The sequence below is a fragment of the Alteromonas gracilis genome (assembly GCF_043642145.1).
Taxonomy (GTDB): Bacteria; Pseudomonadota; Gammaproteobacteria; order Enterobacterales; family Alteromonadaceae; genus Alteromonas; species Alteromonas gracilis_B.
Genome location: NZ_JBHZRZ010000009.1, coordinates 94,813 through 107,975 on the forward strand (window position 1 = coordinate 94,813; position 13,163 = coordinate 107,975).

General features: G+C 44.5%; 10 protein-coding genes. 2 read left to right on the plus strand and 8 right to left on the minus strand.

Annotated elements, in window-relative coordinates:
* The first annotated feature begins 14 nt into the window (after nt 1-14).
* Together ACHUFN_RS15810 and ACHUFN_RS15815 are read left to right on the plus strand one after the other, a co-directional pair.
* Entirely contained in the window at nt 15-767 is a 753-nt protein-coding gene (locus ACHUFN_RS15810) for a SapC family protein (protein WP_394223399.1), read from the plus strand.
* Nucleotides 768-860: 93 nt separating this feature from the next.
* Nucleotides 861-2,990, plus strand: a complete 2,130-nt coding sequence (locus ACHUFN_RS15815) for an alpha-galactosidase (protein ID WP_394223400.1) — start codon at nt 861-863, stop codon at nt 2,988-2,990.
* Nucleotides 2,991-3,031: 41 nt separating this feature from the next.
* Here the strand turns inward: ACHUFN_RS15815 and ACHUFN_RS15820 are convergent, their stop codons facing one another.
* The 8 genes from ACHUFN_RS15820 to ACHUFN_RS15855 form a co-directional block, all read right to left on the minus strand.
* Nucleotides 3,032-4,129, minus strand: coding sequence for a tetratricopeptide repeat protein (locus ACHUFN_RS15820; protein ID WP_394223401.1), 1,098 nt, complete (start codon nt 4,127-4,129; stop codon nt 3,032-3,034).
* A 191-nt stretch (nt 4,130-4,320) separates the two neighbouring features.
* A complete protein-coding gene (locus ACHUFN_RS15825) occupies nt 4,321-5,607 on the minus strand; it encodes an alpha/beta hydrolase family protein (RefSeq protein ID WP_394223402.1) in 1,287 nt (428 codons plus the stop codon).
* Between the two features lie 121 nt (nt 5,608-5,728).
* Nucleotides 5,729-6,697 carry a hypothetical protein gene (locus ACHUFN_RS15830; protein WP_394223403.1) on the minus strand — a complete coding sequence of 323 codons (969 nt, stop codon included), beginning with the start codon at nt 6,695-6,697 and terminating at the stop codon, nt 5,729-5,731.
* 207 nt (nt 6,698-6,904) lie between these two features.
* A complete protein-coding gene (locus ACHUFN_RS15835; protein WP_394223404.1) occupies nt 6,905-7,489 on the minus strand; it encodes a single-stranded DNA-binding protein in 585 nt (194 codons plus the stop codon).
* A gap of 267 nt (nt 7,490-7,756) precedes the next feature.
* Nucleotides 7,757-9,319 carry a sodium/sugar symporter gene (locus ACHUFN_RS15840; protein WP_394223405.1) on the minus strand — a complete coding sequence of 521 codons (1,563 nt, stop codon included), beginning with the start codon at nt 9,317-9,319 and terminating at the stop codon, nt 7,757-7,759.
* A 341-nt stretch (nt 9,320-9,660) separates the two neighbouring features.
* Nucleotides 9,661-10,800, minus strand: a complete 1,140-nt coding sequence (galK, locus tag ACHUFN_RS15845) for a galactokinase (protein WP_394223406.1) — start codon at nt 10,798-10,800, stop codon at nt 9,661-9,663.
* Nucleotides 10,793-11,848 (minus strand): UDP-glucose--hexose-1-phosphate uridylyltransferase, encoded by a 1,056-nt coding sequence (locus ACHUFN_RS15850; RefSeq protein ID WP_394223407.1) that lies wholly within the window; start codon nt 11,846-11,848, stop codon nt 10,793-10,795. Before ACHUFN_RS15850 ends, galK begins: the two co-directional genes overlap by 8 nt.
* A 173-nt stretch (nt 11,849-12,021) precedes the next feature.
* Nucleotides 12,022-13,044 (minus strand): aldose epimerase family protein, encoded by a 1,023-nt coding sequence (locus tag ACHUFN_RS15855; RefSeq protein WP_394223408.1) that lies wholly within the window; start codon nt 13,042-13,044, stop codon nt 12,022-12,024.
* Between the last annotated feature and the right edge of the window lie 119 nt (nt 13,045-13,163).

Here is a 13,163-nt window from a genome sequence, read left to right on the forward strand (position 1 = left end):
CGAGTAAATGATTTATGCCTAAACCTCACTTTGTTCCTCTTGACCCTATTAAACACAAAGACGTCAGACTCATTCACGATGATGCATTTTCCCATGCAGAGGCTTTCAATTTCGTTAACGTCGGCTTTAATGAGATTGCTACGCTAAGTGGTTGTATGCCCCTGGTTATAATTGATACAGAACAAGGGAGCCCCTTAACGCTGGCTTGCTGCCTAGGGTTTGAAGGCTTTGGCAATGTATTTTGCAGTGGTCAAAAATGGCTAGGACATGCCGTGCCTTTGAGTATCCAATGTCACCCGTTCAATTATGCTATTGATGAACACAAAGTGAAGGTTTTGATTGATGAATCGTGCAAAAGAGTCACACAGGACACCAACAATAGCACCGCGTTGTTTTCCTCTGACGGGCAACCCAGCTCACTACTAAAGCAGCAGCAGGAAAACCTCGCAACACTGCTTAATGGGCAACAACAAGCGCAAGCCTTCGTTGACGTTCTTAAGCAACATGACCTTTTATCACCACTTTCTATTTCGATAACGTTAAACTCGGGCCAAACCTTACACACACACGGTTTGTATTCTATTGATGAGAATAAATTTGCGCAGCTGAAGCCAGAGACTGTGATTCAATTTCATAAAGAAGGTATTTCCATGGCTATCAATGCAATGCTTTTATCTCTTCGACAATACAATAGATTAGTGCAGCTAACCCAAACCTTTGAAGACCCTGCCATGAAAGTTGGCATTAAGCTCGAATCATCGCAATAAATAACAAGGCCGAAAGCTTCTCTTTTTCACTTTTCGAGCTTTCACTTTAATAAATTGCGTCGTTAACTACGCTATATATCACACGAGGTTCTTATGTCGTCACTCACATCATTCGTTCGTTTGTCGAACGATAAAGCCACACTACTATTCGACTGTCAGGGTCGCATGCCCAAAGTCATTTACTATGGTGCGCCATTAAGTGACAGTACAACGCCAGAAATGCTGAGTGTATTAAACACCCGTCAAGAAGCCAAATGTGCGCCTGTAATCGAGCCGCCAATTACGCTTGTGCCTACTCATGGTGAGGGCTGGACAGGTCAACCTGGTTTAGAAGTGTCTGGCGACGCTGACCAGTGGTCTGCAGGTTTTACCTTGGTTGAAGTAAATCAAAGCGCACAATCTGTGTCTTTTGTCGGGGAAGACGCCCGTCGCGGTATGCGTCTTATTACCACAGTCGAATTAGATGCCAACACCAGCGTGGTAAAGTATGTATCTCGCATTGAAAATACGGGTACTACGGCGCTTAATCTGGGCTATTTGAACGCAGCCACCTTACCGCTACCTACAACGGTGACTAAAATTAAAACCTTTGAAGGTCGCTGGTCGGCAGAATTTCAAACCAAAGATCACGACTTGTTCTTTGGCAGCTATGTACGCGAGAACCGACGCGGAAAAACCTCTCACGACACCTTTCCAGGCCTTATTGCTTTTCCACAAGGAACAGGCGAGCTTGACGGCGAGTGCTTCGGTTATCATTTAGGTGCATCAGCAAACCATAAGCTGCGTGCAGAGTTAATGGCAGATGGCAGAAGCTATGTGCAATTTGGTGAATTACTGTTTCCCGGCGAAGTCGTACTTCAAACGGGCGATAGCTATACATCGCGGGTACTTTACGTAGGTTACGGCTCAGTCGGCTTCTCCTCGCTGTCACAGCAGTTCCACAATTACATTCGTGAAAACGTGCTTAATCATAGCGCTGAAAGTAAACCTCGCCCAGTTCACTACAACACATGGGAAGGCATTTACTTCGACCATAAAGAAGAAACGCTGAAAGCCCTTGCTGACAAAGTGGCACCATTAGGAATAGAGCGTTTTGTTCTTGACGATGGATGGTTTAAAGGACGCCGTCATGACAAAGCCGGGCTAGGCGACTGGTTTGTTGACGAGGCGATTTACCCCAATGGTCTTGATGGGCTCATCGACCATGTGACAAATCTTGGCATGGAGTTCGGCATTTGGTTTGAACCGGAAATGGTTAACCCTGATAGCGATCTTTATCGTGCACATCCAGAATGGGCGCTACAGACTGAAAACAACCCACACGTACCGTTTAGAAACCAGTATGTTTTGGATTTAACGAACCCAGAAGTTGTGGAATATCTGTATAAAGTCATTACAGACATACTAAAAGCGTACCCTAAGATTAGCTATATTAAGTGGGACATGAATCGCGATGTTAACCACCCTGGAAACCTTCAAGGTAAACCTGCAATGCATGGCCAAATGGCTGCGCTATATCGCTTAATTGATCGCGTGAAAGCCGCTCACCCTGGCTTAGAAATTGAGAGCTGCTGTTCGGGCGGCGGTCGAGTGGATTTGGGTATTTTGCCGCATACCGACCGTTTCTGGACTTCAGACTCTAACGATGCGCTAGACCGATTGTACATTCAGCGCGGATGTTCCTATTTCTTCCCTTCTGAAGTGATGGGAGCGCATGTAGGCCCTCGTGACTGCCATATAACTGGTCGTAATCTTCCTATCGAAATTCGCTCGGCGGTTGCCTTGTTTGGCCATATGGGAATTGAAATGGACCCGCGTGAACTTACAGAACACGAGCAAAACGTGCTGACCAACGCCATTGCGCTTTACAAAAAGTATCGTCATGTTACCCATAGCGGTGATTTATTCCGTATGGATGACGACGGCAAGAATGTGAAGTTCGGCTACGTTGCTAAAGACAAGCAAGAAGGTATTTTTGCGTACAACAGTGTTACTGAAACTGTGCGCACCACTCCCAACCGCCTCTATTTTGCGGGGCTTGATGCCAATAAACAGTACACCATCGAGCGTGTTTGGCCTGAAAAGTTAAAAGAATACACCCCATCAATTTTGCAACAAACCGAGGGGCAAGTATTCTCAGGTGAGGTATTGATGAAATACGGTATGCAGCTGCCGGTATTGTTCCCGCAAACTGCATTAATTTATACCGTTAAAGCCGTGTAATTCGCCTAGCACCAATACACGATAAAGCGAGCCTTTCGGCCTTAAACCGCGGCTCGCTTTTTTAATGCCTTTTTGATTTTCTTGAGTACTTTCGTAAATCGCTCGTCATCTTCATCAGTTAATGAATTGACCACACGTTGCGCCTCATCAATGTTGTTGGCATTTAAAAACAGCTCGGCTAAGCGCAATTGCGCCCAATTAGGCGTGGGTAAATTTTCAGTATCAATCTCAGTTGTCGCATATTCTTTTAAGTACCCTTCAAGCGCACTTATGCCCGCTTCGGTGTATTCGCCACTTTCAACCGCCAACTGGCCTAGCCGATACGTACCATACATCAGCGTGCTTTTACTTTCCTGATAGCTTTTCCACGCTTCAGCGTTCGTTTTCGGTACCGGCGCTAACTGGATATCTGCAAGAGGTGCCAAGGTATCGTACGACGCTGCATATTGCTCATCAAACAAATAAAAACTTCCCAGCTCCATACGTGCACGAATCTGCGTACTCTCATTTTCAATAAGAGACGCAAACAAGGCTTTAGCCTCTTTTTCCTTGTCGTCTTCTAGATAGAGCTTTGCAAAAGCAAATTGCCCATCTTCTTCATCTAATTCAGTAATTTTTTGCGCAAGCAACGCGGCCTCATCCATGTCTCCACCGGCAATTGACGGTGCCATCATATGAAATTGCATTAGTGCCTGATACACCTCGACATTATCAGGTGCTATTTCAACGGCTTTCTCTAAGCTTTTCTTCGCCTTTTTTGCATAACCTAACGCAGAAAAAATACTACTTGATGCTTGTGCGCCCATTACACTTGCATGCATGTGATAGGCTTTGAAGTTGTCGCTATGCTCGTTGATATATTTTTCAGCAGCTTCTTCAGCGTCATCTAAATCTATATTCATTAACGCTGAAACAAACATATTGTATTGGCCCGGCGTTTTTTTCTCTAGCGGTGCAAGTACGTCAACAATGTGTGAAAACTCACCTTTATTGAAGTGTTGCTTAAGCTCCTCCATTTGAGTGCTTTGCGTTTGAACAGCACTCAAGCTGCTTGAGTTGGGATTGGCATTAACCATTGTGAAAGGCGTTAAAAAAGAACATACACACAGTGCAGAGGCGGCAAACTTACGTATTTTCATATCACGTCCTTTTGTATTTAGATGAGCGGTAAAGAGCAAGGTTTATTGTTGAGCGCAATTGCTGACAAAGTAAACAACATTTACGTGACTTTACAGTCTCTCAAATTCAACAACCACTCAAATTTCAGCGTGAATATGTAACAAAAAATATAAAGGCGCGGCTTAAATGAAGCCGCGCCCGTAATCAGCCCTTATTTGCTCTGCATTTCTAATCCCAGAGCCCACCGATCATCAAACCCTTTCCACGGTTCTGGCTTTTTACCGTCAACCGGCACCTGCGCGCTAGTGCCTTGAACATTCAGGTATTTACAAAAATCTGGCAACGCTTTCACATGGCAATTCATTAGCGCCAGCGCAAAGTGTTCATTTATCGCATTTAGCTTTTGTACTTCCCACGCAGGCTCTATGTAACTCCCTAAATCGAACTCACTGCTGTACGCTTCTTTCGGCGCAGGGTGCGGTGCCACGTTGTGGCGAGCATTTTTAACAGTAAGTAGTTTCGTGTCTTTGCTTCCGGTATTTTCAAACAACCATTTAATGCCGTCGTAACCAGAAATATCATCGTTATCACCGGCAACATAAAGCACTGGCACCTTGATGTTATTTAGCGAATCAACATCAAATAACTGATGCTGACCACCCCAAGGCGCTAACGCTAGCGCGGCTTTCCATGCTGGTAATACTGCACTACTATCTTCATTCCCACCGGCACAGGTATTAAGCACTTGTTTCACAAGCGCTGTTGTTTTTGGGTCTTGCGTTCCGGTAAATGTTGCTGCACTTGTATCGTCAAAGGCGTAGCAACCGCCCACAGTACTTACTGCGCCATAGCCTCCCATTGAATACCCTATGACACCGGCATTAGTTGCATCTACCCTACTTTCAAAAAAAGCATTCTCACTAACGGCTTTCAGGGTAAGTATTTGGTCCCTTGAACGATTTAACAGCGTGCTTGGAAAACCTGAGTATGGGTTTTCAGCAAAATTTACGTCTTTATTGGTAGAGTCTGTATGGTCGATAGCCGCCACCACATAGCCATGAGACGCTAAGTGTTCACCTAGGTAATACATCAAAGTACGGTAACCCGTGTATCCATGAGATATAATAACAACTGGGAATTTTTGGTCATCTTGTGCAATAGGTGCATCGCGATACGCATCGGACTGAATTTCAAACGCCTGACCACTTCGAGTTTCGTTTTTATAAATTGCTGCTTGCGTTTCACTGCCCGCGGGATACCACACCTCTAGGGTTAACGCGCGTTTCACCTCGCTCCCCGTAATGTCTTTTACTGTAGTAGGGTACGCTGCTTCTATTGTTCTAACCCCAACATCATGCGGCCCACTGTCGCTTAGCGATGGCATGACATCAGCTGGGAATGGTTTGTAAAGTGTTTGTGCGGCAAAAGCGGGTGTTATTAAAGCAAGGGTTGTCGACGCAAAAGCAACAGCGCCTAAAAGCAGGGATAACGTTTTCATAATTTGGCTAATTTTCGTTATTTATAGACAAATTAATAATACCCCGTAATAGGCATCACACAAGTTCGCGCCCATTATTATTGGTGATTAAGAAAAATAAAGAAAAGTAATTTAAACGAGATTAAGGTAAAACGTAATACCCCTGCTTCCTACTGGACATATATGTTTTCCACCTTTCATCAAAAAGTGGCTTTAACAAAACAGGGTAAGCATCTGAGGAAAAGTTAATTTCTCTTAGCGTCTGGCTTAATTGAGGCTCTGAAAAAGCGCGCTCTAGTGCGCCGTTCAGATCTTTTGTAACAGCTTGACCTAATTCGCTTTTAGAACACAGTAAGCGCTTTGTCCCTCTTACCTTCTGCGACAATTCACTCACTTGATACACATAAAGTGAGTCGAGTTCCTCTTCAGATAATGCCGATAGCTCTCGATGCCCCACGTAACCAAAGTCTATTCGTCCGTTCTTAAGTAGCGCAATGGTGTGAATGCCTAAATCTTTGTCTAAGCTGTTTAAGCGAACGATGTTTTTATCCGACGCCCACTGCTCCACTGCATCTGCATAGGCGTTATTTACATCGTTGTATAACACCGTTTTAAAACCATGCGCAAAAAGGTTTTGTAACGAAATAGACGTGAAATGTCCCTTCGCGATTTGCGCATCGTTATTGTTTGCAAAAGGTTGTAAATTTCGCTTTGAAACAATAATGAGCGGTAAATTAGTTGACGTAGGTTGAGAAAAATAGCCCCACTCTGTTCGCTTTTCCTTAAACGATGCGCCGTAAAAGCAATAAACCTGTTCAGAAGAGTGGTGGTTTTTAATGAGCGACCACGCACGTTTAACCGGGTAGGTTTCAAACTGATGATGGTAATTGTCTAAAAACCCTGAAAGGTATGCCATCAAGTCATACATTGGCCCTGATGTGATAGTAACGCCATTAGATTCAATATCGAGCCCGGGTGGACGTAACCAGACCACAGTCGGTTTTTGCGCAACGCAATGCTCAACCTCACATTGGTCTGCCGTTTGTGCAAACACAATGTTGCTTATGGAAATAAGTAAAAGATAGAAAAAAACCGTTACTACTTTTGACACTGCAAACAACCAATCCTTTAAGATGCAATCAATCGAAACGCTGTTGGGCATTCATTTTTTACTACGAGATATAAATACCTACAAGATTCTATTTTAAGTGACTAAGAAAGCGAGTTGCGGTTACCAATCTCATATCTGAGCGCACCTAACTTAAAAAAAAAGCCCAAGAGGGCTTTTTTGAAATGTTATTTTATTCGACTTACCAGCTTAGAACGGAATATCGTCGTCAAAATCGAAATCTGGTTCAGCCATTGGTGGGTTCTTAGGCTGCCCTTGGTTGCCACCTTGAGGGGCTTGGTTGTAGCCGCCACCTTGGTTTGGGTTATAACCGCCTTGCTGGCCACCACCTTGTTGCGGCGCCTGGTTATAACCGCCCTGAGCAGGCGCTTGATTGTAACCACCTTGGTTGTTTTGAGGGCGCTGGTAACCACCGTTACCGCCACCACCATCACCGCCGCGACCGCCAAGCATTTGCATTTGGTCTACAATGATTTCCGTGGTGTATTTGTCTTGACCTTGCTGATCTTGCCACTTACGCGTTTGCAATTTACCTTCAACGTAAATTTGCGAGCCCTTTTTCAGGTACTCTCCGGCAATTTCTGCTAAGCGACGGTACATTGTAAGGCGGTGCCACTCAGTGCGCTCTTGAACCTGACCTTGTTGGTCTTTCCAGCTTTCGCTAGTTGCTAGGCTTAAGTTCGCAACGGCGTTTCCGTTAGGCATGTATCTAACTTCAGGATCATTGCCAAGGTTTCCAACAAGAATAACCTTATTAACGCCTTTCGTTGCCATTGATGTCTCCTGTAACGTTTTTTAGTGGCTTGCTGTATTACTCTTTTTAGTAAGACATCAGCAAGCGCGAAAGTTCATCGAATATTAGCCGGCTAGTATATCGTATTTTATGAGGAAAAATTGAAGTTTTTCGCCCCGCATTTACGCTACCAACTGCAACACATTCTAGAACTTAACAAAATTTATTGTTAGCGTCTTCTGAACTTTCGCGTTGTTTTTAACAAACCCTAATGAGAGCAAATAGCTTAGAAACGCCCTCTCAACTCGTTACCACCATGTAATGTAAAACGCTGCGGTAAGCACTACTACAGCGATTGACGCGACGTTAAACCCGCTTGTGGTTTTAAACTGCACTTCGTTTAAATCTACTGCGTCTTCACTTACACCTTTTTTCTCTACAAGAGAAACAACGACAGCCAGCGCCACACACAGCAAGAACACAATGCCAACGCGGTCGATAAACGGCAGTTCAGGCCAGAATTGTCTAAACACAATGCTTAGAACAAAAGAACCAAGTGCTGCGAGAAGCCCGCCGTTTGCTGTAGTTTTCTTCCAGAACATACCCAATACAAATAGCGCACAGATTCCCGGCGTGAAAAACCCGGTAAACTCTTGAATGTACTGGAACGCTTGGTCGAAGTTGCCCAGTAGCGGCTTAGCCACCACCATCGCAATAATTAGCGCCACAAGGCTTACAATACGGCCTACTTTTACGTAATGCTGCTGTGACTCATTCGGGCGCTTATCTTTGTATAAATCCATGGTAAAGATAGTAGAAACACTGTTTGTCATTGACGCAAGTGACGACACAATTGCGGCTACCAAGGCAGCGAAGATGATTCCTTTAAGGCCAACAGGCATTAACGTCATCAAACTTGGATAAGCTTGGTCTGGTTTGGCTAGGTCCGGCACTATAAGTACTGCTGCAATTCCCGGCAACACCACAATTAACGGCATAAGTAGCTTTAAGAATGCAGCAAACGCAATACCTTTTTGCGCTTCCTGTACGCTTTTCGCTGCCAAAGTACGCTGAATAATGTATTGGTTAAAGCCCCAATAAGACAGGTTCATGATCCACATGCCACCAACCAATACAGAAATGCCCGGCAAGTCCATGTAGTGCGGGTTATCTTTCGACAAAATCATGTCGAATTTTTCAGGTAGCTTATTGGTTAAATCTACAAAACCTTGAATAGCGCCGTTGCCGTCACTGATTAAGTTAAGTGCCGTGTAGGAGAGGAACAAGCCGCCAAGTACTAACAATACCACCTGAATGATATCGGTAAGTGCTACGGCTTTTAAACCACCGTACAGTGAATAGGTTAACGAGAAAAGACCTAAGAACATCATGCCATAAACCATATCCACGCCAGCAATTGTGTTGATTGCTAACGCACCCAGCCACAGTACCGCAGTTAAGTTTACAAAGACATAAACCCCCAACCAGAAGATAGCCATAACCTTTCGCACGCGATGATCGTAACGCTGCTCTAGAAATTGAGGCATGGTGTAGATTTTATGTTTTAAAAAGATAGGTAAGAAGAATTTACCCACAATGAGCAGTGTAATTGCGGCCATCCACTCATAAGACGCGATAGCAAGGCCTAATTGATACCCTGACCCTGACATACCAATGATTTGTTCGGCAGATATATTGGCCGCAATCAGTGATGCGCCAATGGCCCACCATGGCAAGCTTGAGCCAGCTAGAAAGTAATCGTTTGTATCTTTTTGATGACCCTGCTTTTCGCGAGAAACCCACCACGCAATACCAATAAGCGCGACGACGTATATCACAAATAACGTGATATCTATTGATGCTAATTTCATAGTTTTTCCCAAAGTTCTTATTTTGGGTGCGGCGATTATTATGCAGGGTACACAGGTGAAAAATTGTTTTTATTATTATTGGTTTTGCCACACCAGTGTCACATCTTTTGAAAGACGCGTTACGCAGCAAATCGCAAAACATGAAAGGTAAAAACCTACCGTTACATGCGATATTTTGCTGCGGATAGTATTAGTATCACACTTTGTTTACTTTTTTTAACTAGAAATGTGCAATTTTGTAAAAAAAAGCCGCAATCGTGAGATGCGGCTTAAGGGACACAAACAATTCTATAGCATAGGATTGTTTTGAAAAGGGAAAGGTTGTGCACTTAAATCGGTAATTAGGCAAATGCGCCTTGCGTAGCAGTGCATACGTAAATGTCGGCGTTGTAGCCCGTTTCATTGAAATACTTATCTGCCACCACTTGTTTAACCGCATCGACCTTGTCGGTTGGAACAAGTGCTACCACACAGCCGCCGAAGCCACCACCTGTCATACGAACGCCGCCTGTTTTCCCAAGCACTTCGCCAATGATCTCAACCAAGTAGTCGATAGGTCGCACAGTAATTTCGAAGTCGTCACGCATAGAGACATGAGACTGCGCCATGGCCTTGCTCACGGTTTCAATATCACCCTTTTTTAAGGCTTGGCTTGCAGAGAGTGTTCGCGCGTTTTCCGAAATAATGTGCTTTGCACGGCGATATACCACGTCAGGCATGTGTGCTTTTGCTTCTTCAAGCATATCCATGGTTGCCTCGCGCAGCGACGACACACCAAGTAATGAAGCACCCTGCTCGCATTGCTGACGGCGCAAGTTATATTCACTGTCTACCAAGCCGCGCTTCACATTAGAATTAATAATAACGATTTGATGTGAATCAGGCAGTGGTGAATGCTCTATCGCTAACGACTGGCAATCTAGCAGCATCGCCATACCTTCGTTGCCCATGGCAGAGATAAGCTGATCCATAATGCCACACGAGCAGCCTACGAACGTGTTTTCAGCTTTTTGCCCTAGTATCGCGGCTTGAACACCGTCTAATGGCAACGCATACAACGAACTTAGGGCTTTTAGAATTGCCACTTCAAACGAGGCTGATGAACTTAAACCTGCACCTTGAGGCACGTTTCCAGTTACCAATAAGTTGGCACCACCAAAATCAGGCATCGCTTCTTTAAGTACTTTTACCACGCCACGAACATAATTGGCCCAGCCCTGCTCCTCATCATATTCAATGCCAGACAGTGAGAACTGGTTTTGCTGATCATCAAAGTCCATTGCCGTAACTAAGATGTCGTTGTCGTCGCGCTTAGATGCAGCCACCCATGTGCCAAAGTTAATAGCAGCGGGAAATACAAAGCCTTCATTGTAGTCGGTGTGCTCACCGATAATGTTCACTCGCCCCGGTGCATGCGCTATTAGCGAGGGAGCGTTGCCGTAATGCGCTTCAAATTTAGAAGTAAGTACCTGGTTATCCATTCGCATTCTCACGTTTTTTATAATGCACTGTTGGCAGTGCCTTTAATCTGTCTGCCGCCTGCTCAGGCGTTAAATCTCGCTGCGCTTCAGCCATCATTTCATAACCAACCATAAACTTTCGAACACTTGCCGAACGCAAAAGAGGTGGGAAGAAATGTGCGTGTAGTGTCCATTCTGGGTGTGCTTCCCTGTCAAAGGGGGCACTGTGCCATCCCATGGAATAAGGGAAAGACGTTTCAAACAAATTGTCGTATTTAGCTGTAATCTCGCCAATTATTTTAGCAAGAGATAACGACTGGGAGTCAGTCAACTTATGCATTGATTGTACGTTGAAGCGCGGCAATAACAGGGTTTCAAACGGCCATGCCGCCCAATATGGAACCACCACAACCCAATCGTCATTTTGACATACCACGCGCTCTTGCTTCGCGACTTCTTGCTCGGCATAGTCAAGCAGCATTGGCGTAGCGTTTTCACTCAAATATTGTTTAAGCTGAACTACTTTTTTCGCAGGGTCTGTCGGCAGATGTTGTTGCGCCCAAACTTGCCCGTGAGGATGAGGGTTTGAACAGCCCATCATAGAGCCCTTATTTTCAAACACTTGTACCCAGCGATATGTTTCGCCTAGCTCAGCCGTTTGCTCCTTCCATGTATTAACCACGTCAAGACGCTCTTCGTCTGTTAGCTCTGGCAAGGTCTTACTGTGATCAGGTGAAAAACAAATAACGCGACTACAGCCTTGTTCTGTTTCAAACTGGAATAACCCTTTCTTTTCACTCGCTTGTTCTGTGTCTTTTTTTAACGCGGCAAAATCGTTCTCAAAAACAAATGTCCCTTTATAGTCAGGGTTGATCTCACCGTTTACGCGGGTATTTGTTGGGCACAAATAACAAGTAGGATCGTAAGAAGGCTTTTGCTCGTTATTTGGTTCTTCAGAAGCCCCCTGCCACGGACGCTTCGCTCGATGCGGCGACACCAGTACCCACTCGCCCAGTAATGGGTTGTAACGACGATGTGGATCGTTTGTAGGGTCGAAAGGGGTTCCCATAATTACTCTCTCTGAATAGACCAGCCGCGCTTTAGTGCACAACATCAATTAGGGTTAAACGTTTACCCTATCAATGATATAGCAAGAATTAACGTTAATCAATTAAGTAACAAAGAAAATTAATTGTTAAAACAGTAACAATTAATTTTCATTGGTTCGGTTGGCGCGTGTAATTACTGCGCGCTGAACTTATACCGAATACTAGACTTAAAAGTTTCACCTGGTTTTACAAAACAATTGGGGAACATAGGTTTGTTCGGTGCATCAGGAAAATGCTGGGGTTCTAAACACAGTGCACCTAACTGTTCATCACTTGTCAGGCTACCTGTGTAAAGCTGCAGTCCGGGTAAAGTAGTGAACAATTCCATACTTATCCCTGTATCGAGTGCCTTAACCGTTGCTTGAGGTTCATTTGCGTCTTTTCTACGAAGCACATAGTTGTGGTCGTAGCCACCTACCCTATCATACAGTGGATGCGACGGTTGCTGGTTTGCTTTTTGAGCAATCTCGGTTAACGAAGAGAAATCAAAAGGTGTGCCTTTTACATCAACTAACTCACCCGTAGGGAGCAACGAACTGTCTGCGTCGGTGACCGATTCAGCATCTATGTGCAGCAGCGTGTTACCAACCTTGGTTTCATTGCTTAATGTAAAATATGCATGTTGCGTAAAGCTAAGCGGCGTTTCTTTGTCAGTGGTGGCCGTCATCACCAGCGACAGTTCGTTATCATTATTGAGGGTATAACAGGCTTCAACACTTACATTACCTGGAAAACCACCTTCACCATCGGGGCTAGTTAAAGTGAATGATACACTGGCGCTATCGGCAAGTTCTTGTGTACTGGCGTGCCAAAGCTTCTTATGAAAGCCTTGAAGGCCACCGTGCAAGTTATGCTCTGAACCATTTTTATCTAAGGTGTACTGTGTTCCATTCAGCGTAAATGTGCCATGCCCTATTCTATTCGCGTACCTACCAACAATTGCGCCACGATAGCTTGGGTCGTCAATGTAGTCTTGTAGCGTTTCGAACGTCTGAACACAGCTAATTAAATCGCCTTCTGCATTGGGAAAATTTATCTCTTTTATTATTCCGCCGTAATTGAGCAGCGTTACAGACATTCCATTGGCATTGCTCAAGGTGAAAGCTTTTACAGCTTCGCCATTTAATTCACCGAATGTAGACACATTTATTTTCATAACAAAGTATTTACCTTTTCTAGGGCCTAATTGACGAAGGCGTTCAACCTTCTGAGAATTCCAATATGCTGAAACATACTGACATCGTTTAAAAGCGCATAGCAGGTTATACGTTTTCC